Source organism: Methylobacterium radiodurans, from assembly GCF_003173735.1.
GTDB lineage: Bacteria > Pseudomonadota > Alphaproteobacteria > Rhizobiales > Beijerinckiaceae > Methylobacterium > Methylobacterium radiodurans.
In genome coordinates this window covers 3601406-3626084 of the sequence record NZ_CP029551.1, presented here as the reverse complement: position 1 = coordinate 3626084, position 24679 = coordinate 3601406, and the positions used below count along the sequence as shown (strand labels likewise).

Annotated in this window: 29 protein-coding genes and 1 pseudogene; 16 read left to right on the top strand and 14 right to left on the bottom strand. The window is 68.3% G+C overall.

Features of this window, described 5'->3' with window-relative positions:
• Window positions 1-260: 260 nt before the first annotated feature.
• From DK427_RS16940 to DK427_RS16925, 6 genes are all read left to right on the top strand, one after another.
• Window positions 261-1319 carry a zinc ribbon domain-containing protein gene (locus tag DK427_RS16940; protein ID WP_109952284.1) on the top strand — a complete coding sequence of 353 codons (1059 nt, stop codon included), beginning with the start codon at window positions 261-263 and terminating at the stop codon, window positions 1317-1319.
• A 217-nt stretch (window positions 1320-1536) separates the two neighbouring features.
• Complete coding sequence (locus DK427_RS16935; protein ID WP_162559814.1) at window positions 1537-1989, top strand: hypothetical protein; 453 nt, start codon at window positions 1537-1539, stop codon at window positions 1987-1989.
• A 69-nt stretch (window positions 1990-2058) separates the two neighbouring features.
• Window positions 2059-2223 (top strand): hypothetical protein, encoded by a 165-nt coding sequence (locus DK427_RS26405; RefSeq protein ID WP_162559626.1) that lies wholly within the window; start codon window positions 2059-2061, stop codon window positions 2221-2223.
• A 92-nt stretch (window positions 2224-2315) separates the two neighbouring features.
• Window positions 2316-2546: a hypothetical protein gene (locus DK427_RS16930; RefSeq protein WP_109952282.1), complete on the top strand. Its 231-nt coding sequence runs from the start codon at window positions 2316-2318 to the stop codon at window positions 2544-2546.
• Window positions 2547-2675: 129 nt separating this feature from the next.
• A complete protein-coding gene (locus tag DK427_RS26400; protein WP_162559625.1) occupies window positions 2676-2828 on the top strand; it encodes a hypothetical protein in 153 nt (50 codons plus the stop codon).
• Window positions 2829-2869: 41 nt separating this feature from the next.
• The gene (locus DK427_RS16925) at window positions 2870-3652 is read left to right on the top strand and encodes a DJ-1/PfpI family protein (protein WP_109952281.1); all 783 of its coding nucleotides are present in this window, start codon (window positions 2870-2872) and stop codon (window positions 3650-3652) included.
• Window positions 3653-3709: 57 nt separating this feature from the next.
• Here the strand turns inward: DK427_RS16925 and DK427_RS16920 are convergent, their stop codons facing one another.
• Window positions 3710-3898, bottom strand: a complete 189-nt coding sequence (locus DK427_RS16920; protein WP_109952280.1) for a hypothetical protein — start codon at window positions 3896-3898, stop codon at window positions 3710-3712.
• Window positions 3899-4114: 216 nt separating this feature from the next.
• On the opposite strand from DK427_RS16920, the gene DK427_RS16915 reads away from it, so the two are divergent.
• The gene (locus tag DK427_RS16915) at window positions 4115-4612 is read left to right on the top strand and encodes a DUF427 domain-containing protein (RefSeq protein WP_109952279.1); all 498 of its coding nucleotides are present in this window, start codon (window positions 4115-4117) and stop codon (window positions 4610-4612) included.
• Between the two features lie 43 nt (window positions 4613-4655).
• Here DK427_RS16915 and DK427_RS16910 read toward each other — a convergent pair whose 3' ends face one another.
• The gene (locus DK427_RS16910; protein WP_109952278.1) at window positions 4656-4901 is read right to left on the bottom strand and encodes a DUF6894 family protein; all 246 of its coding nucleotides are present in this window, start codon (window positions 4899-4901) and stop codon (window positions 4656-4658) included.
• Between the two features lie 155 nt (window positions 4902-5056).
• Between DK427_RS16910 and DK427_RS16905 the strand changes: the two are divergent.
• Window positions 5057-5406, top strand: a pseudogene (locus DK427_RS16905) (SOS response-associated peptidase family protein); the annotation flags it as partial.
• A gap of 105 nt (window positions 5407-5511) precedes the next feature.
• Window positions 5512-5871, top strand: a complete 360-nt coding sequence (locus tag DK427_RS16900) for an MmcQ/YjbR family DNA-binding protein (protein ID WP_109954229.1) — start codon at window positions 5512-5514, stop codon at window positions 5869-5871.
• Between the two features lie 381 nt (window positions 5872-6252).
• On the opposite strand, the gene DK427_RS16895 is transcribed toward DK427_RS16900, so the two are convergent.
• A complete protein-coding gene (locus tag DK427_RS16895; RefSeq protein ID WP_109952277.1) occupies window positions 6253-8670 on the bottom strand; it encodes an MASE4 domain-containing protein in 2418 nt (805 codons plus the stop codon).
• A 160-nt stretch (window positions 8671-8830) separates the two neighbouring features.
• Here DK427_RS16895 and DK427_RS26395 point away from each other — a divergent pair, with 160 nt between their 5' ends.
• Entirely contained in the window at window positions 8831-9160 is a 330-nt protein-coding gene (locus DK427_RS26395; RefSeq protein WP_162559624.1) for a hypothetical protein, read from the top strand.
• Between the two features lie 432 nt (window positions 9161-9592).
• Here DK427_RS26395 and DK427_RS16885 read toward each other — a convergent pair whose 3' ends face one another.
• A complete protein-coding gene (locus tag DK427_RS16885; protein WP_109952276.1) occupies window positions 9593-10552 on the bottom strand; it encodes an AraC-like ligand-binding domain-containing protein in 960 nt (319 codons plus the stop codon).
• Between the two features lie 121 nt (window positions 10553-10673).
• Between DK427_RS16885 and DK427_RS26740 the strand changes: the two genes are divergently transcribed.
• Together DK427_RS26740 and DK427_RS16875 are read left to right on the top strand one after the other, a co-directional pair.
• Window positions 10674-11114 (top strand): DUF6894 family protein, encoded by a 441-nt coding sequence (locus DK427_RS26740; RefSeq protein ID WP_204165179.1) that lies wholly within the window; start codon window positions 10674-10676, stop codon window positions 11112-11114.
• A 94-nt stretch (window positions 11115-11208) separates the two neighbouring features.
• A complete protein-coding gene (locus DK427_RS16875) occupies window positions 11209-11667 on the top strand; it encodes a Ros/MucR family transcriptional regulator (RefSeq protein ID WP_109952275.1) in 459 nt (152 codons plus the stop codon).
• A 297-nt stretch (window positions 11668-11964) separates the two neighbouring features.
• Here DK427_RS16875 and DK427_RS16865 read toward each other — a convergent pair whose 3' ends face one another.
• The 3 genes from DK427_RS16865 to DK427_RS16855 all read right to left on the bottom strand — a co-directional run bounded on the left by DK427_RS16865 (window position 11965) and on the right by DK427_RS16855 (window position 14198).
• Window positions 11965-12972 carry an inorganic phosphate transporter gene (locus DK427_RS16865; protein WP_109954228.1) on the bottom strand — a complete coding sequence of 336 codons (1008 nt, stop codon included), beginning with the start codon at window positions 12970-12972 and terminating at the stop codon, window positions 11965-11967.
• A gap of 5 nt (window positions 12973-12977) precedes the next feature.
• The gene (locus tag DK427_RS16860) at window positions 12978-13634 is read right to left on the bottom strand and encodes a DUF47 domain-containing protein (protein ID WP_109952273.1); all 657 of its coding nucleotides are present in this window, start codon (window positions 13632-13634) and stop codon (window positions 12978-12980) included.
• 297 nt (window positions 13635-13931) lie between these two features.
• On the bottom strand, window positions 13932-14198 hold the full coding sequence (locus tag DK427_RS16855) for a PepSY domain-containing protein (protein WP_245930602.1): 267 nt from the start codon (window positions 14196-14198) through the stop codon (window positions 13932-13934).
• A 495-nt stretch (window positions 14199-14693) separates the two neighbouring features.
• Here DK427_RS16855 and DK427_RS16850 point away from each other — a divergent pair, with 495 nt between their 5' ends.
• Complete coding sequence (locus DK427_RS16850) at window positions 14694-15092, top strand: TIGR02300 family protein (protein ID WP_109952271.1); 399 nt, start codon at window positions 14694-14696, stop codon at window positions 15090-15092.
• A gap of 106 nt (window positions 15093-15198) precedes the next feature.
• Here the strand turns inward: DK427_RS16850 and DK427_RS26390 are convergent, their stop codons facing one another.
• Window positions 15199-15339, bottom strand: coding sequence for a hypothetical protein (locus DK427_RS26390; protein ID WP_162559813.1), 141 nt, complete (start codon window positions 15337-15339; stop codon window positions 15199-15201).
• A 266-nt stretch (window positions 15340-15605) separates the two neighbouring features.
• Here DK427_RS26390 and DK427_RS16845 point away from each other — a divergent pair, with 266 nt between their 5' ends.
• Window positions 15606-15863, top strand: coding sequence for a hypothetical protein (locus DK427_RS16845; RefSeq protein WP_245930601.1), 258 nt, complete (start codon window positions 15606-15608; stop codon window positions 15861-15863).
• Between the two features lie 59 nt (window positions 15864-15922).
• Here the strand turns inward: DK427_RS16845 and DK427_RS16840 are convergent, their stop codons facing one another.
• Together DK427_RS16840 and DK427_RS16835 are read right to left on the bottom strand one after the other, a co-directional pair.
• Window positions 15923-16204, bottom strand: coding sequence for a hypothetical protein (locus DK427_RS16840; protein ID WP_109952270.1), 282 nt, complete (start codon window positions 16202-16204; stop codon window positions 15923-15925).
• 255 nt (window positions 16205-16459) lie between these two features.
• The gene (locus DK427_RS16835; protein ID WP_109952269.1) at window positions 16460-16669 is read right to left on the bottom strand and encodes a cold-shock protein; all 210 of its coding nucleotides are present in this window, start codon (window positions 16667-16669) and stop codon (window positions 16460-16462) included.
• Between the two features lie 403 nt (window positions 16670-17072).
• Here DK427_RS16835 and DK427_RS16830 point away from each other — a divergent pair, with 403 nt between their 5' ends.
• On the top strand, window positions 17073-18083 hold the full coding sequence (locus DK427_RS16830; protein WP_109952268.1) for an SDR family oxidoreductase: 1011 nt from the start codon (window positions 17073-17075) through the stop codon (window positions 18081-18083).
• A gap of 388 nt (window positions 18084-18471) precedes the next feature.
• Here DK427_RS16830 and DK427_RS16820 read toward each other — a convergent pair whose 3' ends face one another.
• The 4 genes from DK427_RS16820 to DK427_RS16805 all read right to left on the bottom strand — a co-directional run bounded on the left by DK427_RS16820 (window position 18472) and on the right by DK427_RS16805 (window position 23731).
• Window positions 18472-18897, bottom strand: a complete 426-nt coding sequence (locus tag DK427_RS16820) for a response regulator (RefSeq protein WP_109954225.1) — start codon at window positions 18895-18897, stop codon at window positions 18472-18474.
• Between the two features lie 425 nt (window positions 18898-19322).
• Window positions 19323-21011 (bottom strand): methyl-accepting chemotaxis protein, encoded by a 1689-nt coding sequence (locus tag DK427_RS16815; protein ID WP_109954224.1) that lies wholly within the window; start codon window positions 21009-21011, stop codon window positions 19323-19325.
• A gap of 294 nt (window positions 21012-21305) precedes the next feature.
• Window positions 21306-21641 carry a thermonuclease family protein gene (locus tag DK427_RS16810; protein ID WP_245930600.1) on the bottom strand — a complete coding sequence of 112 codons (336 nt, stop codon included), beginning with the start codon at window positions 21639-21641 and terminating at the stop codon, window positions 21306-21308.
• Between the two features lie 113 nt (window positions 21642-21754).
• Window positions 21755-23731, bottom strand: a complete 1977-nt coding sequence (locus DK427_RS16805) for an alpha/beta hydrolase domain-containing protein (RefSeq protein WP_109952266.1) — start codon at window positions 23729-23731, stop codon at window positions 21755-21757.
• A 234-nt stretch (window positions 23732-23965) separates the two neighbouring features.
• Here DK427_RS16805 and DK427_RS16800 point away from each other — a divergent pair, with 234 nt between their 5' ends.
• The gene (locus DK427_RS16800; RefSeq protein ID WP_109952265.1) at window positions 23966-24625 is read left to right on the top strand and encodes a phosphatase PAP2 family protein; all 660 of its coding nucleotides are present in this window, start codon (window positions 23966-23968) and stop codon (window positions 24623-24625) included.
• The last annotated feature ends 54 nt before the right edge of the window (window positions 24626-24679 follow it).

Here is a 24679-nt window from a genome sequence, read left to right as displayed (position 1 = left end):
GTCTGGTCGCCGGGGTCGGCGCAAGGGCATCCTGGGCCGCATCCCGGTGGTCGCGGTCGGTGCAGCGGCGCAACCCTGTATCAGGATTGATGTCCTGCTGTCGGCCTGAGCTGCCGGAATGCGCAGCCCGTGGCTTGCCGAACGGAGGCACCTGACGCACCGGTAAGAGTTTGCAGCGCGACGATTTTTCGGCACAAAGCCGGACAGTGAGCCGCCGCGTCCCGGGCTCACGGCAGCAGGCTGCGGTGGGGGAGACTCGGTTGCGATCTGGAAAGCGGCTGTCCGAACGCTGGTTCAACCTCGTCCTCTGGCTCGTCGCCCTCGTCTTCGCGGTCTTCCTGATCGGCCTCGGCGCGCTCGTCGTCGGCGATCTGCCACAGGTCGAGCGCCGCTTCACGCTGGAGCAGTTCCTCGACGGCGAGCAGGCAAGAGCTTCGGCGAGCGCCCTGAAGCAGTTGCGTCGCGAGCAGGACGACAACCAGCGGCAGGCGGAGCAGGCGCGCCTCGCCCTCGACGCAGCGCGCTCGGCCTCCGAATCCGCCCGCGAGACCTTCGCCAACTGGCTGAGGACGCGCGATGCCACGCAACGGGTCGATCAGGATCCCGGGCTGATCGCGCGGACGGAGCGGCTCGATGCCCTGAAGGCGGCCGAGCGCGCCGTCGAGGAGCGACTGGAAGCGCTCGACAAGGCGGGACTGGACCTGTCCCAGCGACAATCCGCTCAGATCGGCATCGACACCGAGCTGCGCAGCGCCGCTCAGGAGAAACTCGACGCGGCCGAGCGGGGGCAGGAGCTACGGGTCTTCGCCTACCGACTGGCCTTCACCCTGCCGCTTCTGGCGCTGGCCGGCTGGCTGCTGCTCAAGCGGCGTCATGGCCGGAACTGGCCTTTCGTCTGGGGCTTCGCTCTGGCGGCGACCTTCGCCTTCTTCGTGGAACTCGTCCCCTACCTGCCGAGCTACGGCGGCTATGTGCAGTACAGCGTCGGCATCGTCGCAACCCTGCTGGCCGGAAAGGCGGTCATCAACGCGCTCCACGCCTACAGCGAGCGGCAGCGGGCCGCCGAGTTGCGGCCAGACGAGGAGCGCCGCACCGAGATCGCGACGGATCAAGCCTTGCAGCGGCTCGCCAAGAAGGTCTGCCCCGGCTGCGAGCGGCCGGTCGATCTCGCCAACCCAGACGCGAATTTCTGCCCGCATTGCGGCATCGGCATCTTCGAGCGATGCGTGGCTTGCAATCACCGCAAGAGCACCTTCGAGCGGTTCTGCTACGCCTGCGGCAAGACGGCGACCACGTTGCCGATCCCTGGGATCACCTAGCACTCCTTTGGCAGACGGGCGCACAGGCCTAAGAACGCCTCGAAAGCGGCCGTCGCAGTTCGGGCTCAACCTCGCGCCCTGGGGCGGAGCCGACGTGGGCGTTCGTCCTGTTCGAACCCTCGTAAGTCGATGTTAACGCTGCAGCCCTCTTACTCGGCGCATGGGCAGGAGCCTGTGAGGTCGATTGACCGGCCCTGAAGCAGCGAAGGCGAGAGCGATGATGCATTCCCTGCTTGCAAACCCGCGCTGGGATCGCCGGGCCGTGATGGCCTGGAGACCGCGTCGGGCCGCCGTACTGCCGATGATCCTGGGAGCCTGTGCCCTGTCGGGATGGGGCGCGTACATCGGCAAGTCCGCTGAGCTCCGTGGACTGACCGAGACGATGATTGTCGCTCGCAGCGAACGCGATGGCTTGGAAGCACGGGTTCAGCGGGCGGAGCAGGCAAATGCCGAGCTACTGACCGCCACGGAGAGCAAGCTCAGCGCGCTCCGCGAGGAGCTGCGCCAGACCTCGGCGGCACGCGAAGTCACCAAGGCACAGCTTGCAGCCGCACAAAAGGAGCTTGGCGTCTCCAAGAAGCGTCTGGAGCAGGCAGCGCGTGATCGCATCACCGAGACAGGCAGCATCAAAGCCGGCGAGCCCGGCAAGAAGCCGCCTTCCAAACCCTGATTCCGAGGCTCCGACACAGGCACGTTGATTCCCGGTCGGCTGGGCGGGCGATCCGCCGGTGGTCGGCGCATGGGCGCCGGTCGGCTCGACGCAGCCGCAGCCCTGCCGGCCAGGGTTCTGCGGCTGCGTCGAGCCTGGGACGAGGCGATCTGGCCGCACGCGACGCGCGGCTACTTCAAGATGCGCTCGGCCATCCCGCGCATCCTCGACGGCGTCGCGTCCGAGGCGGCCTGAGGCGGTGCGCTGCCCGTCCGGCGTCGGTCGGAGTCCGGGATCGGGCCTTCTGTCACAGCGCGAAGGCGTGCCCTGCCGACCATCTTCAGGCCATGCGATCAACTCCCTTCACCATCGTCATCTTCGGCAAGCGGTACGAGTGCCGTGTGGCCGGCAACACCGAGTCCGAAGTGGCCGACACGGCCGAGCGTATCCTCCACCAGCTCCGGCAGGAGGATCGGGTCTGGCCCGCGCAGGTGAACATCGACTGCGCGGATCTCGAGGCGGGAAAGCGCCTCGCCGCGTACTTCGCGGCCATCACGGTAGAGCCCGACCTCGACTGACTCATGAAAGATCCGGTGCGGCCGGATGCGACGATGCCGGTGCGTAGCCGCTTAGGTGCCTTCACAGTCTCGCCGCGTTCCAGGCGCCATCATCGCGCGATGGGCAGACTACCCAAGGCGGGTCGGCCCTTGGCTCAGCAGAGAGTGCGCGCGTTGATCAATGCCCTGGCCGCAATCCTCACCGTTCTCGCAGTGCTCCTCCTGCGTGCGGTGCTGAAGCTCGCACTTCTCCCCTTCCGCGTCGTGCGCGGCCTGTGGCGACGGCAGACGGCCCCGGCCTGATATCGGCGCGAGATGGCGCCTCGATAGAAGGATCGACGGTCATGGTGAGCCGCCGCGAGGTCGGTGCGGCCGCCCTCGTGGCCGCGAGCCTCCTACCTCGCCGCACCCAGGCACGCGATGCGCCCTCGCCAACCACGACGGCGCAGCCGCCGCGCATCGCCATGCTGCTCTATCCTGGCATGACGGCCCTCGACGTGGTCGGCCCGCAAGGCTTGCTCGCGGGCCTCGCACCCGGCAGCCTGCATCTCGTCGCCCGAGCCGCCGGCCCCGTGCCGAGCGACACCGGTATCAGCCTGCGCGCCACGACGAGCTTTGCCGATTGTCCCGCCGACCTCGACGTGCTGTTCGTGCCCGGCGGTGACGGCACCCCCGCCCAGATGCGCGACGCCGCCACGCTCGCCTTCCTGCAGGATCGTGCGGACCGGGCGCGCTGGGTCACGAGCGTCTGCACCGGCTCGCTGATCCTCGGTGCCGCAGGGCTGCTCGATGGATACCGCGCGACCTCGCACTGGTGCGTGCGCGACACCCTGCTCCCGCTCCTCGGCGCGATCCCGGTCGATGGGCGCGTGGTGTTCGACCGCAACCGGGTCACCGCGGCCGGCATCTCGGCCGGGCTCGACTTTGCCCTCGCGCTCGCCGCCCGCCTGCGAAGTGAGGAGTATGCGCGGACGGCCCAGCTCGTCGCGGAATACGCACCGCAGCCGCCCTTCGCGGCGGGCAGCCCAGCCATCGCGGGACCGGCGACGACACGCGAGGCCCTTGCGATCCTCGGCGATCTCGTCGCCGAGGCGCGAGCAGCAGCAACGACGCGTCGCCCCCGTTAGCCAGGCTCTTCGGGCGAGCGACCCTGCGGTGCAGTGGCAGCAGTGGTCCCGTCGCCGTCAGGCGAAGTCGCCGAGCTTGTCGCCCGCATCGCCCACCTTGGTCAGCGCGTCCGAGCGACCACCTTTCACGGGCGGTGTCGCCGGCTCGGAGGGTGGATCCCCCCCGGGTGCCTGGGGCGGTGCCGGCGGATCGCTGACCGGTTCGGGCGTCTCGTCGGGTATCGGGGTATCGGACTCGTCCAGCATTGTGGTGCACCGTGGCGATCGTAGGCGGGAACCAAGCCACGCATCGCATCTTCGTTCCGGCAGGTTGCGCGCCCGCGAGACTTGGAAACGCGAGACTTGGAAACGCGAGGCGGATGGCGGCGAGCGGCTGCCCGGCGATCCGGGCCTCTCAGGCCACCCGGGCATGGAGCGGGTAGCCTGCGACACCGACACCGCATGACCGTACGGGGGCGAAGAATGAGACGACCCATCCCCTTGCCGATCAGCCCCGGTCAGGAAAGCGTATGGGACTATCCGCGCCCGCCACGCTTGGAACCGGTGCCCGAGCGTCTGCGGGTGATCTTCGACGGCGTGACCGTCGCCGACACGGTGCGGGGCTGGCGCGTGCTGGAGACGAGCCACCCGCCGACCTACTACCTACCGCCGCGCGATATCCTCCCCGGCGCGCTCGCCCCGGCTGGCGGCGGCAGCTTCTGTGAATGGAAGGGCCGGGCGGCCTACTTCGATGTCGTCGGGCCGCAGCGGCGCGCCGAGCGGGTTGCGTGGGCTTATCCGATGCCGGCCGACCCCTTCGCCGGACTCGCCGACCACGTCGCCTTCTACGCCGGTCCGATGGATGCCTGCTTCGTCAACGAGGAGCGGGTCACCCCGCAGCCGGGCGGCTTCTACGGCGGCTGGGTCACGAGCCGGGTCGTCGGCCCGTTCAAGGGTGAGCCCGGTACGATGGGGTGGTGAGGATCTGTCCCAATCCTCGTGTTGGGAGGCCTCTGGGCGCGCCTCACGCGAGGCGAAGGTGATCCTCTGCACCCGACACGAATGGCTGCACCAGCACGCGCCGGCCGCTGAGATCGTGCACGCTGACGTGCCAGTCCGACCAGTCGGCCCGATCATCGAGGCTGCGCATCACCTCCTGGGCGACCTCATCGGCGCGACGCACCAGCCGTTCCGGCACCCGGATGTCCTTGCCGCGCGCGTCGAACACGCACTCCAAACCGTTCGTCGCGTGGAAGCGGTAGCGGGCCATGATACGCCGATCCTCCGAGCCGACCGAGCAAAGGCGCGAGTTCGCCTTTCGTTCCATTCTGGGGATAGGTGGTGGAGAACCGCAAGCCGCTGCGTGGCCGAGCAACGGGTTACACCCAGGTTCGAGCGAGCGGCCTGCCTGGGGACCGGCCCGGGATGTGCAATCTCTACAGCCTAACGGCGACGTCCGAGGAAATCCGCCGTTGGTTCGGCGTGACGCGCGACGAGACCGGCAACCTGCGCGCCATCTTCCCTGACCAGCCTGCGCCGGTCGTGCGGCAGGGGCGGCGGGCGCGCTGACGCTGATGCGCTGGTGTATTCCGGGGCCGAAAGCCTTCGGCGAGCACCCGGTCACCAACGTGCGCAACGTGAAGAGCCCGCACTGGCGGCCCTGGCTCAAGCCCGCGTACCGCTGCCTCGTGCCCCTGACCGCCTTCAGCGCGTACGCCGACACCAGACCGCGCAAGACGCCGGGCTGGTTCGCCCTCGGCGAGGCGCGGCCGCTAGGCAGGAGGTCGCGCGAGGCGAGCGCAAGGACGAGGCCCCTCGCTGATGCCGCCGGACCACGCAGCCGACGGTTCGGCAGCGCGAGGTGCGTGCTATCAGGGGTGATGCCCTGCCTTCCCGAAGACGTACGTGCGTTGGCGTTGATGCTGCCCGAGACGGTGGAGGGCGCGCATCAAGGGCACCCTGACTTTCGAATCGTCGGCCGAATATACGCGACCCTCTGGACGGACGAGGAGCGCGTCGTGGTCAAGCTCACGCCCGAGTTGCAAGCCGAGCTGTGTGAGGCTGAGCCCGACGCCTTTGAGCCGGTGCCGGGCAACTGGGGCAGCCGCGGCTGGACGAGCCTCGACCTCAACGCGGCGGAAGAGGAGACGCTGCGAAGCGCCCTTTTGACGGCGTGGAGAACGGTGGCCCCACCGCGCCTTGTCGCCCGCTACGAGGGGCTGGCGCTTGATCCCGAGTAGGCTCGTCGAAGGCGGAAGGGGTAAGTGGCGGCGAAGCCTCCACCTACCTAACGGGAGGCGATTTGGCGGCGGACTGAAAGGTTTGGCGGGCAGCCTCGCGGATGTCCCCGAGCGCGGGTCGTCCCGTCCGGGGTGCCGGGCTTGTGTAGGCGGACGCTCGGCACGACCCTGCTGGGGATCGTGGTTCCAAAGACTGACCACTCACCCCGATGGCACTCGCCCGTCTCCGCGATTGGCAACCTAGCGGCGGAGGGACTCGGTCCATAGCGCGCCATGACGGAGGGAGAGATGTTCCCGAGGAGCGTTCAGACACGAAGTTCTGCCTGAGAACGCGTCCGTTGCAGCCAGCATCATCGGCAATGCACCTCGCCCGGCAAGCGGTCAGCCGAGGACGACGCGGAGCTTGTTCGCCAACTCGTCCCGCCGGTAGGGCTTGCTCAGCAGCGGCAGGTCGGCCGGCACCGCGTGCTCGTCGAGCGCCGTGCCTGTATAGCCGGACGTCAGCAACACCCGCAGTCCGGGACGCAGGCGACGCGCCTCAACCGAAAGCTGCACGCCGTTCATTCCACCCGGCATCACCACGTCCGAGAACAGGATGTCGATGCGCTCCCTGCCGGCCAGCCGTTTCAGGGCCTCGGACGCCTGCGTCGCGGTCAGCGTCCGGTAGCCGAGTTCGGTCAGGCTCTCGACCGCCATCTCCAGCACCGCCGGCTCGTCCTCGACCGCCAGCACCACTTCGCCCGAGACCGCCCGGCGCAGCGGCAGGGCATTCTCGGACCGGACTTCGACCGCCTTCTCCGCGGAGCGCGGCAGGTAGAGCTCGACGGTGGTGCCCCCGCCAACCTCGCTCTTGATCTGAGCATGGCCGCCGGCCTGCCGCACGAAGCCGTAGACCTGGCTTAGCCCAAGCCCGGTTCCCTTGCCGACGTCCTTGGTCGTGAAGAACGGCTCGAAAGCTCGGCCGCGCGTGGCGGCGTCCATGCCCTGACCGGTGTCGGAGACCGCGACCAGGACGTAGGGGCCGGGGCGCAGGTCCGGCCGGTCCGCGATCTCGTGTGCGTCGAGGTGGGCATTGCAGGTCTTCACCGTCAGGACGCCGCCGCCGGGCATCGCGTCACGGGCGTTGACGGCCAGGTTCAGCACCGCGCTCTCGAACTGCCCCGGGTCGAGTCGGACGGGGTCGAGGCTCGCATCGAGGTCGAACCGGATCTCGACGGTCTCGCCGACGGCGCGCCCCAGAAGGGCCTGGAAGTCCTTCAGCAGTCGGTTTGGGTTGACGGTCTCGGGCCGCACCACCTGACGTCGCGAGAACGACAGCAGCTTCTCGGTAACCTCGGCGCCGCGCCGCGCCGCCGTCATCGCCGATGTCGCCAAGCGCTCGACGCGCTGCGGGTTGTCGGGCTTGCGCACGATCAGGTCGAGGTTGCCCACGATGATGGTGAGCAGATTGTTGAAGTCGTGCGCGACGCCGCCGGTCAACTGGCCGATGGCTTCCATCTTTTGCGCCTGGTTCAGGCGCTCCTCCGCCTCGCGCTGGCGCGTGGTGTCCATGACGACGCCCGCCATCGCGCGGGGCTGGCCAGTCCCGCTCTGGTAGAACTTGCCCCGCACCGTGACCCAGCGCGTCGCGCCGTCGTCGGCCCGCCGGATGCGGCAGTCGATGTCGAGGCGTCCGTTCTTGCCCCCCGCCTCGAACGCGGCCCTGACCGCGTCGCGGTCCTCCGGCACGACGTGCGCCAGGAAGGTCTCGATGTCCCAGGCGGAAACCGGCTCGTTATAGCCGAAGATGGCGTCGTGCCGGGGGGACCGTCGCGAGACGCCGCTGCGCAAGTCGAGGTCCCAGTCGCCCATCTCCGCGGCCTCCAGCGCCAGGGCGAGGTTGTCACGCGCGAGCTGCAGTTCCGCGCGGCGCGCCTCGCGCTCGTCGGCGGCGGCCTCGGCACGGGCGTAAAGGAAGTCGATCTCGCGCAAATAGACGCCGAGCAGGATGAAGCCGGCGATCAGCGCCTCCATGCGGCCCGCGAACCAGCCGACGGTGGCGCGGGCGGCTCCCGGCAGCGTGACCATGTTGTCGAAGACGAGGAGGAGCAGCGACACTGCGAGCCAGAGCTGGAGCACAGTGCGCAGGCGGGTCTTCCAGCACAGGACCACCAGCGCGAGCACGGTCAGGCCGACGACCCCGGGACCGACGCCCGACGTGGTGAGCAGCCAATAATCGTCGCCGTCGACGCATTTGGGCAGGAGATGGACGTAGCGGGTCACCGCGACCCAGGTGAGCGCGACCGCCGCGAGGGTGCCGCCGACCGTGAGCAGTCCGATCCGTCCGGCGCGTTCCGGCGGAGCGCGCAGAGGGCGCTGGTGCCCGTCCATGACGGCGTAGGGCAGCGCGAAGAGCGGCGGACCGAGGTGCCAGAAGGTCCAGAGCCACGTCGTGGTGTCGGGGCCGTCACCGACGAGGCGTCCCTGCGCGAGGACGTTCGGGAACGAGAGCATCTGCAGGAGGACGACCAGCGTGACGTACAGGCTGCCGCTCCCAAGGACGAGCAGCGGGATCGAGCGGATGCGGCGGTACTGGGCGAGGAACAGGTAGGTGGTCAGGCCATAGACCACGATCAGCGCCGATTGGTAGACGGGCACGAAGCCCGGCATCGACGGAATCGGGCGGCCGGCCACCGGCAGCAGCGCGAGCGTGACAGCCCCGAAGGCGAGGCTGACGGCGACCGCGAGCCGGCGTTGAGCCCTGCCGGCCCGGGCGGTCGCGAGGGTCGCCAGGGTCGAGGCCGACGCGGCCTTGCTCATCGTGTGCTCCGTCCCGAAGCGCGATGGCTAACCGGGCCGGCAAGTCTCTCGCGGGTCATTGGAATACCATGATGCCGATCTGGCCGCCATTCGGCGGCGGCCTGCTGGCGTTCCAGTCCAAGCTTTGCGGCGCGCGGTCTGTTCCTGCGACGGGGCATCGATGCGGTCCTTCGCCGAGAGAGCCATCACGCGATCGGCGCTTGCCGCGAGAACACCCCTGGCGAACGCGCACCGCCTCGTTGGCCGCGGCGACGCGCCTGTGCGCGTCAACGTGGAAGCCGATGAGGTCGGCGAACATCCGGAGGATTATCGACGACCTCAGGCCGGTTCGATGAGGATCATCGCCGCGCGGGCGACGGCCATCGCCGTCATGCTGCCGGTGCTGGACTCGGCAGGCTGGCTTGGGGAATTCGGCACGCCCCTCGTGATCGCGAGCTGCGTCGCTGCCGCGGCGGCGCTCGCCACGATAATGGTTCTCGCCCGCTGGTGAATGGACCCGCGCCACATGCCCGGTCCGGCTGTTCGACCGCCGCGCCCCAAGCCAGGAGCCTGCCGATTGGCCGACGCCTCGTTGCCGGATCTCTATCGCGCCGAACGCTTCGACACGGGTCTCCTCGGCTTCGACGTCATGTGTCGCTATCCGGGTGCCCTGTTCCTCGGCGCCGGCGGCTATCATCACCAGCTGGCCTGCAACGTCTGGAACAGCCGCGGCGCCCCCGTGCGCGACGGCGCGACGAACCGGCCTCGCCGAGGTCGAGCTGCGCGCCGAGGCGCCGATCCTGATGGCTGCGCGGACGTGCTGGTGGGATGGCGGCCTGCCCCTGGTCGAGGACGGGGACGCGCTCCTCGTGGCGGACCCGTGGGGAACGCGTCTGCGCCTCACCCCCATGCCCGGGACGACGGTCCGGGCTCGGCGCTGCTCTCAGCTCCGGGCGCGCGCCTGCCGACGGCACGCGCTGGGCAATATTCCGTAGGCGGCCCTGAAGCGACGGCCGAAATGCGTCATGTCTGAGAACCCCCAGCCGTAGGCGATCTCGCTCACCGTCCGGTGCATCTGGCTCGGGTCCTCAAGCGCGTCCCGACAGCGGGCGAGGCGCCGGGCCTGGATGAGCCGGCCCAGCGACGTGTCCTCATCGGCCAGGATGGCGTTGGCGTGGCGCGTGCTCACGCCGGCGGCGGCCGCGACCGCTTCCGTGTCCAGGCCGGGGTCGGCCAACATCTCCTCGATCGCCGCGTGCAGCCTCATGCGGACAAGCGAGCGGGTCGAAGAGCCGGGCGATACCCGCCGTTCCGCGGCCTTGCCCAACGCGAGCGCGAGGAGGTCGAGCAGGTGCGTCTCGACCATGTCCTCGGCCGCCGAACGCAATCGGCCGGCCTGAGGGGGCAGCATTGCCAGATATCCGGCCGCCAGCCTCCCCTCGGCGGTGCCCGAGGTGAGCGGACGCGCCGTCAGGTCGTGGATCGCCCCGAGGCGGCTCTCCAGCGCCCGTCGCTCCAGGATCACCGTGAGGACCTCGGAATCCTCGGAGAAGCATCCCTCGTGCGGCAGCCGCGGGTCGACCAGCGCGACTTGCCCGGGCTCCAGCACGGCCTGCCGACCATTCTGACGGAGGGTCTTCGTTCCCGACAGGGGCATGAAGACGAAGAGCTGCTCGTCGCTGGGCTGGCCGCTGTGGCGCTTCGTGTGCGAGATCCGAAGCTCCGAACTGCGTGCGAGCGCAAGCTTGATCCCGCCGATCGCGCCGGCGCGAAGTTCCGCCCTGAAAGCTCTCCTCCGGGCCGGGACAGCATCGTTCTCGATGATGTCTCGGCGGATGACGCTCATCCAGTAGTCGAAGCGGTCGCGAGGGTGGAGGCCGACCGTCGTAAAGATTTTTCGCATGACGCCTTCTCGTGCGGCCGAGAATCCATTCCGAGGAAGCCGATCCCGCACCCTGCCTGCTGGCTAATATGGCCCATCGACAGCGGGAATAGAGGTGCCCGCAACGACGGACGGAGGACGCGTGCCGCGCTTCTATTTCGATATCGAGGATGGCGGGACCGTCCGCGACGATGAGGGCCACGAACTGGCGGACCTGGATGCCGCGCGCCGTCACGTTCGACGTGCGCTCGGCTCTCTGCTCGCGCACGACCTGCGCCGGGGCGGCTCAGCCCTGATCGGAGTCCACGTGCGAGACGAAGCCGGGCACTGCATCGCGACGCTCGTCGGGCGCGGCGAGGTGTCGATCGACGAGATGACGGAAGCGTCTGCCGGCGAGCGTCTTCCCCAAGCGGGCAGTTGCACGTCGAGCCCGCTGGTCCGGGCCGCGAACCACGCGATCGCGGCGCAGGGTGCCATCCAAGAGGATGGGGACACCTCCCTCCGGCACCATTCCGAGATGCTGATGTGGGCCATCGGGCGAACGATGATGCGGCGCCTCGCTCCCAAGCCCGCCCCGGGCTGAGATAGTCTCAGACTCCCGGTGTCCCAGCTTCGTCCCTTCCCGCTCCGGGGACAACGCGACCGCGCGCAACGAGGAGCATCCAGGGTAACCATCGATGAATTTCCACCACGGCCAGGGATCGGCGCTGCTCGAACTCACCGGCGGGATTGTCTCGGCCTACGTGTCGAACAATTCCGTTCCCGCCGCTGAGATGCCATCCCTGATCGCGAACGTGCATCTCGCCCTATGCGGGCTAGGGGCTGTTGCATCGGCCGAGAGCGCAACACCCGTCGAGAAGCCGACGCCGGCTCAGATCAGGAAATCCATCACCCCGGACGCTTTGATCTCCTTCATCGACGGCAGGCCCTACAAGACCCTCAAGCGCCACCTCGCGGCCCACGGGCTCGATCCCAAAGGCTATCGAGGGCGCTACGAGCTGCCCAAGGACTACCCTATGGTGGCGGCGAACTACGCGGCCCAGCGCTCCGCACTGGCCAAGGCTATCGGCCTCAGACGCCCGGGCGGGATGGCCGAGGATGGCGAGCCGAAGGAACGCGGTCGGAAGACCGGCTGACCGCGCCTTGCGCCGAGCGGGTGCTAACCCGGCGCATCGACGTGGGCCCGGGGAAGGCGCCATCTCAGGGCGTCATCGCGCGCGGGCTCGCGGCTGTGGGAGCCAGCCACGTGCCCGCCGCAGCGAGCATCGTCTCGATGCCCGAGCATGGTGAGAAGAGGCGGCTTCGGGGCGCTCGAGATGGCGGCCTCCCCTTCGACGACCCTCGGCCTGGTGTGGAATGATGTTGGCGCTGGCCCAGGCTCGATTCCCATGAAGCTCTCCTGCGCGGCCAGATCGCCGAAGAGGACGACACAGTCAGAGAAGCAGCGCAGTCAGCGCGTAGCAGATTGCTGCGATGAGACCCGCTGCAGGAAGCGTCACCACCCAGGCGATCACGATGTTGCCGGCCACGCCCCAGCGCACCGCCGAGGTCCGCCGGGCGGCGCCAACGCCGACGATCGCGCCCGTTATCGTGTGCGTGGTCGAGACCGGCACCCCGAGCCATGTCGCCAGGAACAGCGTCATCGCGCCCCCGGTCTCGGCGCAGAAGCCCTGCATCGGGTTCAGCCGGGTGATCTTCGAGCCCATCGTGTGCACGATGCGCCAGCCGCCGAACAAGGTGCCGAGCGCCATCGCCGACTGACAGGCCAGCACCACCCAGAGCGGCACGTGGAACGTGCCGCCCAGATGGCCCTGCGAGTAGAGCAGCACCGCGATGATCCCCATGGTCTTCTGCGCATCGTTGCCCCCGTGCCCGAGGGAGTAGAGCGAGGCCGAGGCGAATTGCAGGACCCGGAAGCTCCGATCGACCGCGAAGGGCGTCGCCCGCCGACAGGTCCAGGACACGATGAGGACGAGCAGGAGCGCCAGCAGGAAGCCGAGGAGCGGCGAGAGCACGATGGCGGCGACCGTCTTCAACAGGCCGGCCCAGACCACCACGTCGAGGCCCGCCTTCGCCATGCCGGCCCCGACGAGGCCCCCGACCAGCGCATGTGAACTGCTCGACGGGATGCCGAGCACCCAGGTGGCGATGTTCCACGCGATGGCGCCCACCAGCGCGCTCAGGATCACCTGAGGATCGATGATGCCCGCATCGACGATGCCGGTGCCGAGCGTCTGCGCGACGTGCAGGCCGAAGAACAGGAACGCGATGAAGTTGAAGAAGGCGGCCCAGAGGACCGCGTATTGTGGCCGCAGCACACGGGTCGACACGATGGTGGCGATGGAGTTCGCCGCATCGTGCAGACCGTTGAGGAAGTCGAAGAACAGCGCGACCGCGATGAGGCCGGCCAGAGCGGGGAGCGCGAGCGAGACGGCGTCCATGCGGATCACACGTTCTCGATCACGATGCCGCTGATCTCGTTGGCGACGTCCTCGAAGCGGTCGACGACGTCCTCCAAGTGCCCGTAGATCTCGGCACCGATGATGTAGGCCATGGTGTCGCCATCGCCGCCGTCCTTGCGGTGCGCCTGGTAGAGGGCCTTGAGGCCACGCTCCTGCAGGGCGTCCGAGCGGCCCTCGACGCGGGTGATCGTCTCCGTCAGCGCGCTGATGCGGGACGCATGGGTTCCGACCGCGTTGAGAAGCGGTACCGCCTCAGCGGTGAGCCGTGCGGCCTCGAGCACGGTCTCGCCCATCTCCTGCATCAACGGCTCGAAGCTGCGTACCTCGTAGAGCGCGATGGTCTTCACGGTCTTGTTCATCTGGTCGATGGCGTCGTCCATCGATTGGATCAGGTCCTTGATGTCACCGCGGTCGAACGGCGTGATGAAGCTGCGTCGCACGGCGAGCAGCACCTCGGCGGTGATCGCGTCCGCCTCGTGTTCCCGGTCGACGATGACCTGACAGTAGCGCGGGACGTCCTCGCCACCCTGCAAGACCCCCTGGAGCGCCTCGGCCCCTGCGATCAGGGTTTGGGAGTGGCGGGCAAACAGGTCGAAGAAGCGGTCCTCGCGCGGCATCATCGCCCGAAACCAACCCAGCATTCAGCGCCCCCTCTGCGAGACATTCGAACAATGCGACTCGGACGAGTCGGACCTCGCCGGGTTCGAGACATAGGCGACGGACCAAGTCCCGTGCGAGAGAGCCCGTGATTCCGACCTGCCTGCCCTCGACTGCCAGGGCGCGAACCCCTTCCAAGGCCGCATTCCGGGAGGCAGCGAGGACGGCCCAGGCCCGCACAGCCTCGCGCTTCTGCCGCACCCTGATGAGAAACGCCGTACCCTTCCGCCACTTCATGCCCGGCTGGCCCTCCATCGATGCCGGGCCTCCGAGGGGGGCAGTCAGCCCCTATCCGGCTTCTCGTTCGCGATCGCTCCTGTGTTGGGATCGACGTGGAACTCGATCGTCACACCGTTCTTGATTCCCTCGCCTTCCCAGTGGCCGTCCTCGGCCTCCAGTTCGGTGATGCTGGTATAACCTGCATCTGCGAGCCTCTGATTGACTTGGTCGGCGCGTATCCAATCCTCTCCGGGTCGGCGGAACCCAGCGCCAGCGCGGAGACCGTCATCCGTTTCATTAGCCGTCTCCGTATCGCTCGTGCCGAACAACGGGCGACGCGGGGAGCGGTTGCGCGCGGATCGGCACGACATCGGCCGGCCCTGGCCCCGGGCGTCCCGATCGTCTGGGGACGGCGAACGGCCGAGGCTCAAGCTCGGCTATATGCCTGCGCTGCATCCGGTACGAGCGGCCAGCAGGCTTCTCGTCTGCCTAACCTGCGGCGATGACGGCGTGCTCGGGGTAGTGAGGACCGCGCGGGTGGTGCTGGCGACCGCTCGCCGCAACCACGACACCGCCGCCGATTCCGACGCGAACCTGATGGCTGTCTGCCGGCGGTGCCACATGCTCCACACACGCGCCCAGGCATCGGCACAGATGGAGGCGCACGCTGTTCCGGCCGCCGCGGGCGACGGGCGACCTGTTCCGTGGTTCCTGCGGCTGATCCGAGCCGCTACGTCCGCTCCTCGCGACCGAACCTGACGATTGACACTGCCCGGTAGGCAAGCGCATCCCATGCGTTGCAACGATGTTACGACGAGGTTTGCGTGGATCATTCCGAGCGCGGGACCAAGCGGATCTGCCCGACCACGGGCAGGAAGTTCTACGACCTCAATCGCGACCCCATCATCTCGCCCTATACGGGTGAGGTTGTGCCCATCGTCGCGATGGCATCGCACGCTCGCCGGCCGGCGCCGGCCTTCTCCCGCAAAGGTCCCGAGACGGAAGAGGATGAGCCTGAGACGGAAGGTGCCGAACTCGTGTCGCTGGATGAGGCGGATGCCGAGGAAGCGGATACGGGCGGGAAGGACATCGAAAGCGACGATGATCTGGGTGTCGAGGATGACGCCAATACGGATGATGTGGACGACGATGCTACGCTCATCGAAGATGACGACGACAACGCTGACGGCTTAGTTGACGTCGAGGATGACGACGAAGATTAGCGCCAAGTCGGCCTTGCCCGCAGGAGGACTGAGCGGACCACGCTGCGCTGCGAGGGGGCGTGTGCGCCACTCGACGTCGCCAACTGCTGGGGTGACGCGTAGCGCGTCACTGCGGCGGCCGAATCGAGCGAGAAGCACGCGTCGAACCGACATCCTCGATGGCGATGCGCTCGGCAGACACAAGGTCCCAGAGTGTTCGGCCATGGATCATGCGAGATGTCCAAGCCTCGGCGTTCAGGCGCACCATCAGATCCATCCTGCAGGCCGGCACCCGCGGCGGATCGGGCCACATCGACCGGATGCTGAATGACACGCTCGCAGTCTGCTGACGCGCTCGTCCCAGGCCGGTCGTGCGGGCGATGCACGGTCTGTTGCCGCGTCTTGGAGATTGAAGCGCTCGCCAAGCCGGCAGGCACCCTGTGCAACCACAGCACCGGTGTCACGTGCACCATCTACCCTGAGCGCCCGGACGCGTGCGCCCGGTGGTACTGTCTGTGGCGGAGGATCGGCGCTTTGCCCGATGAACTCAGACCGGATCGGTCGGGGGTCATCTTCGCCCTGGAAAAGTCGTCGCCGGCCGCCGCCGCCCGCGAGGGGGCCTGCATCGTGGGCCGCGCCGTCGATGGGGAGCAAGCCTTCGAACGATGGGAGGCGACCGAAGCGTTCGCCATGTTCGTCCGCGAGGGATCGTTGCCGGTGTGGAGGGTGTCCGGGGATACAGCCATCCTGCTGAACCCGGGCAACCAGGACGTGCCGCAGAGACCGTGCTGAGGTTCGAGGCCACCGCCGGGGCGCCGACCTCATCGGGACCGAAGAGCAGGTTGGCCGGGTCACACATCGGCGTCCGGCGTGCTCGCCGCGTCGCCCAGTAGCCTGATCGAGGTTGCGACGGGATGGTCTGCGGCCGCGAAGTGCTCCAGCAACTGCCCGCCCCACCACAACTCGGCCCTCAGCCCTTGTGTGAGTTCACGAGCACGGCGCTTCGCCTCGGCTTCGCTGTGGGCCGGGACAGATACCGTGTCTTGGAGAGCGCCGTCCGGGGCAAACCGATGAAGCTTGTAGGCTGGCGAAAGGCTCCGCGGCCTGTCGGGAAACTTCGCAAGGTCAGCCATCGCCCATCCGTGAGGTCATGGGCGGGGGCGCAGAGCCCTCAGGCGCCGGAGCCCAGGGATAGATCATCCGGCGATGCGGACACTCTGCGCTTACAGGTGCGTGAATGATAGGTCCAAGCCAAGATCTTGGACGAGGATCGGCCGTTCTGCGGTATGCTTGGCCATATGCGGCCCCTGATGCGCTGGAGGCGAGCATACCGGGGGACGGGCGTGGTGTGACGAGCGGCCCAGATGCAGGCCGCTCGCTTCCAAGTCTCAGACCGCCTTTAGATTGGCAGCGCTCTCCTTGCCGGAGCGGCGGTCAGCCTCGACGTCGTAGGAGATCTTCTGCCCCTCGATCAGATTGCGCATGCCAGACCGCTCGACCGCGGAGATGTGGACGAAGACGTCCTTACCGCCGTCATCAGGCTGGATAAAGCCGTAGCCCTTGGTCTCGTTGAACCACTTCACGGTACCAGTGCTCATGGGATCCTCCGTCTCTCGCAGGCGATCGTTGGGTGAAGGTAACGTCCGGCTGCTTGTGGGGCAGCATGATCGACCGGAAGCGAAGAGAGGCTCGGGCCGGCCTGCGAGGGCGTGACGGTCCATGTGATCCAGTCATGCGCCGGTGCTCACGTCGTACGGTGCTTGGCTTCGTCTCGCAAGGCATGCTCCCGGAAACGTACCCAACGCGTCCGCCCGGTGGCCAGCACCTGCTGGCCTGACAGGCACAGTCGTCGATGCAGCCACCATCAATGCCAGAGGCGGGTATGGGGCTGGGTGAAACGCAAGACCCACGCGCACTGCCGGGACGATCGAGGCGCTTCGCCCTGTTGCGCAACCCGGCCTCGTTACGCCCGTTCACGCGGAGTGAGCGAGGAGGGTGAGCATGGCACGGGTCGCGGTTGTGACCGGCGGGACGGCTGGGATCGGGCTGGCGACAGCGCAGCTGTTTGCCGCCCGGGGGTGGAGCGTCGCGGTGATCGCCCGGGACGAGAGGCGCCTGCGCCAAGCTGAGAAGCTGCTGGCCGAGCATGGCCGGCCGGTGCTGGCGATCTCAGCGGATGTCGCGGACGCGGCGGCCGTAGATGCCGCGGCGGCACGGATCGAGGCTGAGTTCGGTCTGATCCGGGCTTGGGTCAACAACGCGATGTCGACCGTTGTGAGCCCGGCCGATCAGATCAGCCCGGAGGAGTACCGACGGGTCACCGAGACCACCTACCTGAGCCAGGTCTACGGCACGCTCGCCGCCCTCCGGCACATGAAGCCGCGCAACCGCGGTGCGATCATCCAGGTCTCGTCCGGCCTCGGCATCCGAGCGGCGCCGCTGCAGGCCGCCTACTGCGGGGCCAAGTTCGCCGTCTCGGGCTTCACCGACGCGCTGCGCTGCGAGCTGATCCACGATCGCGTGGATGTCTCGCTGAGCGTCGTCTACCTGCCTGCCGTGAACACCCCGCAGTTCGGCTGGTCCCGGACGCGCACCGGCCGCGGGCAGTATGCGCCGGATCCGGTGTTCGATCCCCGGCTGTGTGCCGAGGCGATCCTCTACGCGGTTGAGCACCCCCGGCGGGAGGTGTGGGTCGGGCGGACCTCCGTCATGATGGCTGCCGCCCAGGCGGTCGCGCCAGCGCTCGCCGACCGGAAGGCGGCTTCGATGTGGGATGCGCAGCTCGAGGACGCGGAGAAGCCGGATCGAGCCGGCAACCTGTTCGAGCCGGCGCCTGGGGATGCTGCGGTCGATGGGCGGTTCTCGAGCCGGATGCGGACGACCCGGCACGCATTCTGGACGAGCCGCGAGCGCGACCTCCTGGTGGCAGGCGTTGCTGGCGCCGCGCTTCTCGGCTTGGCGGGAGCGGTGGCCCTCGCGACGGCACCGCGCCGGCTGCTAGGCAACCCGTAGGGCCATCAACGGCTCGCAGCCGCCGGGCCCCAACCCGCTAGCGGCTGTCGACGCCTGATGTGGCTGACGCTTCGCGCTGGCTCGCGCCGTCTTCGCCTGGGTTGGGCCAGGGCGGAAACGGCATCCAATCCGTGAAGGCATCCGATGCGTATCCGTGATCGCAAGACGCGACACGCCAGGGCTCACCCTCTCCGAAGCTCCCCGGATCCCAGCGAATGACGGCTCGGCGGTCAGGCTCGCGCCGGTTGATGGCGATGATCCAGCGGCCGTCACGGGGGGCCCGATCCATGATCCGCCAGCTCCACATCGCGCAATCCTTGGATCCTTAGACCTGGGGACCCCCAACGCCCGATCGGGTCAAATCGTTCAGTCTGCTCGACCTCGATCTTCAATCGGTCATGGATCCGTCCGGTGCGAGGCGGCCAGCAGCTCGCGCCTCGACCAGGCCGCAGACCGCATCGACCAACGCTTCGGGCTCAAACGGCTTTTTCAGAAAGCGAGCACCTGCCGGCAGGGCCTCGGTTTCGGGATTCATCACGCCAGATACGATCAGCACATCGATATCCGGCCAGCGCGCCGCTGCGGCCTTTGCCAGCATCAGCCCTGTAAGCGGCTCCCCGCCGAGATCGATGTCGGCGACCAGAACGCGCAACTCCGGTTCGGCTGCGAGCGCCGAGGTGGCAGCCTCGACCGTTGGTGCCTCGACGACCCGCAGACCCGCATCCCGCAGGGCGCCTGCTGCCGCCATCATCTGGAGCGACTCGTCCTCAACCAAAAGCACCGCAAACGTGTCCGGAGCGTCGCCAGCTGTCATGATCACCCCGCTCTCGCTTGGCCTCCTGTTGAACGTGAGCGGTGCGGCTTCCGCCCCATCACAGATTGCGGCGCCGGCCGGCCCAGCGTGCCTCTGCTGCTCTGTCGCTGGTCCTTCCGCGAACGCGGACGAGCACCGATAAACTTCCGGAGATCACGAACTGGACGTTTTGTTCGCGCCGGTGCGTCGCCTGCGTTCCATAGCGACCCCCTCGCCTTTTGGTCGGAACGCCATCATGCTCGCGCTGGCGACGTCAGTCGACAGTGAGCGCTCCTGCGCGGACCCGGATCGAGTTGCTTTGCGCCGCGCACTGCCGGCTGCGGTGCGCGCTTGAGACCAGCGCGACGGCAGCATGCGACGACCTCCGCCTCGAGTGGGCGGGGTCGCAACGCGTCTGACATGCACGCCCGCAGGCGACGCCGCGGCTAGGCGGCGCGCACGGTCGCCAGGAAGTTGGTGACCTCGGCCGAGAGGTGCTCGGACTGACGCGACAGCTCGGAGGCAGCTCCCAGGACTTGGGACGCAGCGGCACCCGTCTCCTCAGCCGCACCAGCCACGCTCGCGATATTGTTCGTCACCTCGGAGGTGCCGCTCGCCGCGTGGGCCACGTTGCGCACGATCTCCTGCGTGGCCGACCCCTGCTCTTCGACGGCAGCAGCGATCAACGTAGCGACGCCGCTGATTTCTTGAATGCGCGCTGCGATGCTGCCGATCGCCTGCACGGCCTGACCGGTAGAGCCCTGGATCCGGGCAATCTGGTTTGAGATCTCATCCGTGGCCCGCGCCGTCTGGTTGGCCAGCTCCTTCACCTCGCTCGCGACCACGGCGAAGCCCCGGCCCGCCTCGCCAGCCCGCGCCGCCTCGATCGTGGCGTTGAGCGCCAACAGGTTGGTCTGACCGGCAATGGTCGAGATCATCGTGACTACGTCGCCGATCTTGGCAACTGATCCGCTCAGCTCCTGAACCAAGGCCGCCGTCTGGCCAGCCTCGTTGACCGCGAGTTGAGCCAAGCTGGCCGAGCCGTCGACTTGACGGCCGATCTCCTGCACCGACGAACTCAGCTCCTCCGCGGCGGCCGCGACGGTGCTGACGTTCTGCGCAGCCTCCTCGGCCGCAGCCGCGACGTGGCTCGATTGAGCCGCGGTCTGGCCTGCTGTGCTCGTCATCTGCTGTGCCGTAGCCTGCAACTCGGTCGCAGACGACGAGACCATGCCGACGATGCCGCCGACAGCCTGTTCGAACCGGTCGGCCATCTGGCGCATGCCGGCCTTACGCTGCTCCTCGGCCGATGCACGAGCGAGCGCGGTCTCCTCCTCGAGAGCCTTCATTCGGATCAGACCCTCTTTGAAGACCTGAACGGCATCGGCAATGACACCCATCTCCGTACGATTGCCTTGATGCGGGATCGTGACCGTTAGATCGCCGCCTGCCAGGGCCTGCATCGGCTGCACCACGGAGGCGATGCCACGGGTCACGCCCCGAATGATGAAGGTGGCTCCGAGGACGGAGAGGGCCAGCCCAAGGGCAATAGCGAGGAGGCCCGAGATTCGCGTGCTCTCAAACACCGCCTTGCTGTCGGCTTGAGCTTTTGCGGCACCCTCATTGTTGAGGGTCATCAGCTTATCGAGCGCTGCAGAGGCAGCCCGTCGAGGAATGATGCCTTTGGTCTCGTAAAGTTCGAATGCTTGCGCCTTCAAACCTTTGCGGGACAATTCCAGGACGGCGTCACGAACAGCCTCGAAGCTGCGGTACTCTCGCGAGAAAGCCTCGTAAAGCGCCTGCTCCTCCGCTGAGGCGATCATCGGCTCATAGAGCGCCTTCTTCTCTGCGAGCTTCTTGCCGAAGCGCTCCGTGTCCTTCTCGATGCTGGCGAGCAGGGCCGGGTCCGTCGCCTGCGTGTGCCTCAGCATAGAACCAGAGGTTCGAGCTGTCAGTGTGTCGATCTCGCCCAGAACCCGCAAGCTGGGAAGCCAGTTCGTCTCGATATCGAGTGCACGGTCGCGCATCCGCTGGGTGCCAACGGTGCCGAGAAGGCCTACACCCACAACCAAAATGGTCAGAACGGAAAACGCCGCAACCAGCTTCGTGCGGATGGACAAGGCCTGGATGGACACGGGGGACCTCACGAGGCAGCCAGTATTGCGAAATTTCTTGCAGCTACCGGGATTAAGTTCTGAAGCATCACGGTTAACAATTTTACCGATCAATGCGTGATCGATGTTCGCCCTGAGGTAGCAATCTGGGTCGGTCTCGTTATGGTCGCGGATTGCCCAGGCGCATGACCCGGGAGCGAGGGCGCTGGATCGGGGTCGGATGTCGTGGGCGGCACCTCGCTGCGCTTCGGGGCTCAGCGGAGGGCTCTCCAGCGATGCTGGCCCGTATCCCCCGCGCCGGGCCGCGCGGGCAGCCTACTTCTGCGAGACGTAATCTGTGCTGTAGCGCCGGTAGGCGATGGCGTGAGCCTGCGACACCATCCCGGCGTTCGAATCCTCAGCCCCCTTCTGGCAAACGGCGACGGTGCGCCCGAACGGATCGGTGTCGCGCGGTTCGCAGGTGACGGTGGCCTCGCCGATGTGATCGGCGAATGCCAGCGCCGCGACCTGCCCGCAACGATAGTCCCGCCCTGCCTTGTTCTGGCAGATCCGCGCGTTTTCCGGAGTGTCGATGCCGTGCTGGCGGATACGGGCGTCTCGGATGACCGGGGTGTCGCCGTCTTTGACGCTCGCCCGGCCGGTGATCGACACAGCCGTGGCAACCCGACGCGATCGCGATTGCACACACCACGATCAGACCCGCGCACTGCCGCCCCGTCCGTGACGCGGCCGAAGTCTGCAGCGGGCAGATCGGTCATGCATGGCTAGCGCGAAGCCTCGTCGCGCGCCGATGCGATCAGCCGATCCCCGTCCTCGCGGAGAAGGAGCCGATCGGCCACGAGTGCGTCGACCGACTTCGTGACGGCTGCAACGTAGGCATCGGCGCTGGTGTAGCGCTCCTCGAGCGACGGGCGCGGATCGCCGCCGGCCTCTCGCTCGGCCCGGGTCGGCGCGAACGGAAGCTGGCTGCCCTCGCGGTCGCACAGAGCGCCGGCCGGGAACGGGTCGGCGTACAGGTTCCAGCCCGTGTACGTGGCGCGCGGGGCCGCGACCGCCGGCAGGCGGATGCCCGCCGCTTCGTTGCCGTCGGCATCGACCCGCGGCACGAGCGGCCGGTACTGCGGTCCACCCTCCGGATGCGGATCGACGTAGGTGCTGAACCGCGCGATCGTGTTCGGCGCCGTGGGCACCGGCACGCCGATCATGAAGGGGAAGCCGGTCTCGGCCGCCTCCACCAGTGTGCCGTCGGACAGACGGGGGACGCGGCTGTCCGGCGGGGCCTTCCCGTCCTTCACCCACTCCTCGAGTGCGACGAGAAGCGCCCGCACGGCCGGGGCCGGGTTCAGGGTGCTGCGCGTGTTCGCGCACGGCCCCTTGTTGGCGGTCAGGCCGGCCCGGCCGTAGTGGAACCCGCTCGAGACCAGGAAGGCCCGCGCCGTGTCGGGCAGCGGCACGTCGGTGCGGCCGGCAGGATCGGTCGTCAGCAGCGAGGCGCCCTTCTGCCAGTACTCGGTGCCGGTGTTCACCTCGATCAGGAGCGGGTCGAATCCGTCGCCGCGCAGGAGCGCGCCCGTTCGCCCCGTGACGGGGTCGTGCTGGCGGGCTGCCGAGAACGGGAAGGCGTTCTCCGGGTAGAGGTGGTCCTCGTGCTGCGTGTTCGTCCGGGAGGGTTGGCCGAACCGGGCGTTGAGGAAGACGCCGCCGATGCCGGCGATGTGCGAGAGCACGCCGTCGAAGACCCGGCGGCCGGCCTCGTCGCGGTTGAAGCCCTGGTAGATGAAGTCGCGCAGGTAGCGCCCGCTCTGCGAGATGCCGAGCGCCACGGCATGCCGGATCGCGCCGCCGGCCGGGTTCGACCCGCCGGCCGCGTCACCGCGCAGATAGGCCACGACGTCGCGCGTCGCGGCGAAGCCGATGCCGAGCACCTTCGGCTCGGTGGCCTCGTAGGTGAACTGGTAGATCGAGCCGGGCAGCGGCTTGGTGCCCTTCGGCAGCAATTCGAGCTGCCGCGGCGTCGCGTAGTGCCACGCCTCCGGCGGCACCGGCCGGGGCGGATCCGCCTCCCGGCGCCGGACGGTCAGCTGCGCGGCGGCCTTGTCCTGGCTGGCGGCCTTGAAGGTGAGGTAGAACGGCGCCTCCGGCGGCCCGCGCGTCGCGCTGACGAGCTCGTCCCGCACGGTCTCGACGATCGGCTTGCCGTTGCGGGAGGCCACCGGCACGTCGATCGCCATGCCGCCCTGCTGGCGCAGCGCGTCCGCCTCCCAGCCCGACCAGACGACCGTGTCGCCGCGGCGCAGGACGAGGCCGGTCCCGGCATCCGCGGCGCTGCGCGGGTCGTTGACGGCCTGCGCCGCCTGGGCGGGGGCGTCGAGCACCCAGTTGAACAGGAACTTGCGGCCGCGGTTCAGCACCTCGAACAGCAGCGTGCCGCTGCCGCGGGCGGGATCCTTCGGCCGCAGGATGAACAGGTCGGTCCTGTACTCGACCATCCCGCGGGCGTTGCGGGGCGCCAGGGCGATGTCGGCGATGCCGGCATTCGCCGGGTCGGCCGGATCGAGTTCGCCGCGGGCTGTCCCGATCACGCGCTCGTAGGCGCCGGCAGCCCCGAACTCCGCGCCATCCGCGAAAGGCTCGACGGCGGAGATGTCGATGCCCGTGATGCGCGCCTGTGCGGGCACGGCGCAGAGCGCATATCCAAGCACGCATCCGAGCGCGCCGGCGATAGCCAGACCGGTCCGCATGGTCTTTCCTCCCCTCCGGCTCGTTGTACTGGCCGGTATGCTCAACAACCATAGCGTGAAACGGACCTCGAGGGATGCGCCGAGGGTGACACTGCGCCCGAGGCTTCGTGCAAGCCGGTCCGCAGGCAAGGGCGGCCGGGATCGGCGCCTGCTGACGGACGTGGCCCGCTGCTGCGGCCAACGCCATACGTTGGGCGACCTCGAACGATTGCCGATGGCTGTGCGTTTACGGCCATGCTTGCACGTTCTCCCACCCGACCGCCTCACGCCACCGCTGCCAACCCCGGCAATCGCGTCGAAGCTGCGGATGTCGCGGCTGGGCTCAGGCTCGCTCGCGCAAAGGATCATCCTGCAGTGCGCGCTCTCGCACGGGCTAGCGAGGTGGGAAGCTGGCAGTCACTGCTCGCCCTCTCTGTCGGCACCTTGGCTTGGGGTGCGATCGCGCGTGATCGCCGGCTTGCCGAGGCGGGTCGGCACATGCTGCAGGCTGGCATCTTAGCCAGCGTCGTGAAGACGAGCCTGAAGCGGACGGTGCACCGGACCCGGCCGAACGTCCTCATGGATGAAGGGTTCTACGCGCGAGGCTGGCCAGGGACGGGCGTTGGGCCGTGGCAGTCCTTCCCCTCGGGTCATTCTGCACTGAGTGCGGCCGTCGCGTGTGCCACCGCTCGCGCCTATCCGGAGATGAAGGGGCCCGCATATGGCGCCGCGGCCGGCGTCATCGTTGCGCAGGTTGTTCGGGGCGCGCATTTCCCCGGCGACGTGCTGGCGGGGACTCTTATCGGCGTTGCCGCGGAGGCCGCCGTCAACAGGCTCGCGCCAACGCTGCGGACCGTAGCCCTGCAACGAGAAGGACTCGGTCCGCACGCGCGGCCAGGGCGCACGGGGACCTGAGCTCGATTTTGCCGACGGCGGATCAGCCCCTCGCGACTTGGAGTAGTCCTACGG

What these genes read in the sequence shown, in the direction of transcription:
- DK427_RS16860 (WP_109952273.1), bottom strand. Translation starts at nt 13,634, where the DNA reads ATGCTGGGTTGGTTTCGGGCGATGATGCCGCGCGAGGACCGCTTCTTC.
- DK427_RS16920 (WP_109952280.1), bottom strand. Translation starts at nt 3,898, where the DNA reads ATGCTGGACGAGTCCGATACCCCGATACCCGACGAGACGCCCGAACCG.
- DK427_RS16805 (WP_109952266.1), bottom strand. Translation starts at nt 23,731, where the DNA reads ATGCGGACCGGTCTGGCTATCGCCGGCGCGCTCGGATGCGTGCTTGGA.
- DK427_RS16865 (WP_109954228.1), bottom strand. Translation starts at nt 12,972, where the DNA reads ATGGACGCCGTCTCGCTCGCGCTCCCCGCTCTGGCCGGCCTCATCGCG.
- DK427_RS16900 (WP_109954229.1), top strand. Translation starts at nt 5,512, where the DNA reads ATGCCCTGCCTTCCCGAAGACGTACGTGCGTTGGCGTTGATGCTGCCC.
- DK427_RS16925 (WP_109952281.1), top strand. Translation starts at nt 2,870, where the DNA reads ATGGTGAGCCGCCGCGAGGTCGGTGCGGCCGCCCTCGTGGCCGCGAGC.
- DK427_RS16935 (WP_162559814.1), top strand. Translation starts at nt 1,537, where the DNA reads ATGATGCATTCCCTGCTTGCAAACCCGCGCTGGGATCGCCGGGCCGTG.
- DK427_RS16910 (WP_109952278.1), bottom strand. Translation starts at nt 4,901, where the DNA reads ATGGCCCGCTACCGCTTCCACGCGACGAACGGTTTGGAGTGCGTGTTC.
- DK427_RS26405 (WP_162559626.1), top strand. Translation starts at nt 2,059, where the DNA reads ATGGGCGCCGGTCGGCTCGACGCAGCCGCAGCCCTGCCGGCCAGGGTT.
- DK427_RS16820 (WP_109954225.1), bottom strand. Translation starts at nt 18,897, where the DNA reads ATGACAGCTGGCGACGCTCCGGACACGTTTGCGGTGCTTTTGGTTGAG.
- DK427_RS16835 (WP_109952269.1), bottom strand. Translation starts at nt 16,669, where the DNA reads ATGAGCACTGGTACCGTGAAGTGGTTCAACGAGACCAAGGGCTACGGC.
- DK427_RS26390 (WP_162559813.1), bottom strand. Translation starts at nt 15,339, where the DNA reads ATGGTGCGCCTGAACGCCGAGGCTTGGACATCTCGCATGATCCATGGC.
- DK427_RS16930 (WP_109952282.1), top strand. Translation starts at nt 2,316, where the DNA reads ATGCGATCAACTCCCTTCACCATCGTCATCTTCGGCAAGCGGTACGAG.
- DK427_RS16895 (WP_109952277.1), bottom strand. Translation starts at nt 8,670, where the DNA reads ATGAGCAAGGCCGCGTCGGCCTCGACCCTGGCGACCCTCGCGACCGCC.
- DK427_RS26395 (WP_162559624.1), top strand. Translation starts at nt 8,831, where the DNA reads ATGCGGTCCTTCGCCGAGAGAGCCATCACGCGATCGGCGCTTGCCGCG.
- DK427_RS16915 (WP_109952279.1), top strand. Translation starts at nt 4,115, where the DNA reads ATGAGACGACCCATCCCCTTGCCGATCAGCCCCGGTCAGGAAAGCGTA.
- DK427_RS16800 (WP_109952265.1), top strand. Translation starts at nt 23,966, where the DNA reads ATGCTTGCACGTTCTCCCACCCGACCGCCTCACGCCACCGCTGCCAAC.
- DK427_RS16830 (WP_109952268.1), top strand. Translation starts at nt 17,073, where the DNA reads ATGGCACGGGTCGCGGTTGTGACCGGCGGGACGGCTGGGATCGGGCTG.
- DK427_RS16875 (WP_109952275.1), top strand. Translation starts at nt 11,209, where the DNA reads ATGAATTTCCACCACGGCCAGGGATCGGCGCTGCTCGAACTCACCGGC.
- DK427_RS16840 (WP_109952270.1), bottom strand. Translation starts at nt 16,204, where the DNA reads ATGGCTGACCTTGCGAAGTTTCCCGACAGGCCGCGGAGCCTTTCGCCA.
- DK427_RS16885 (WP_109952276.1), bottom strand. Translation starts at nt 10,552, where the DNA reads ATGCGAAAAATCTTTACGACGGTCGGCCTCCACCCTCGCGACCGCTTC.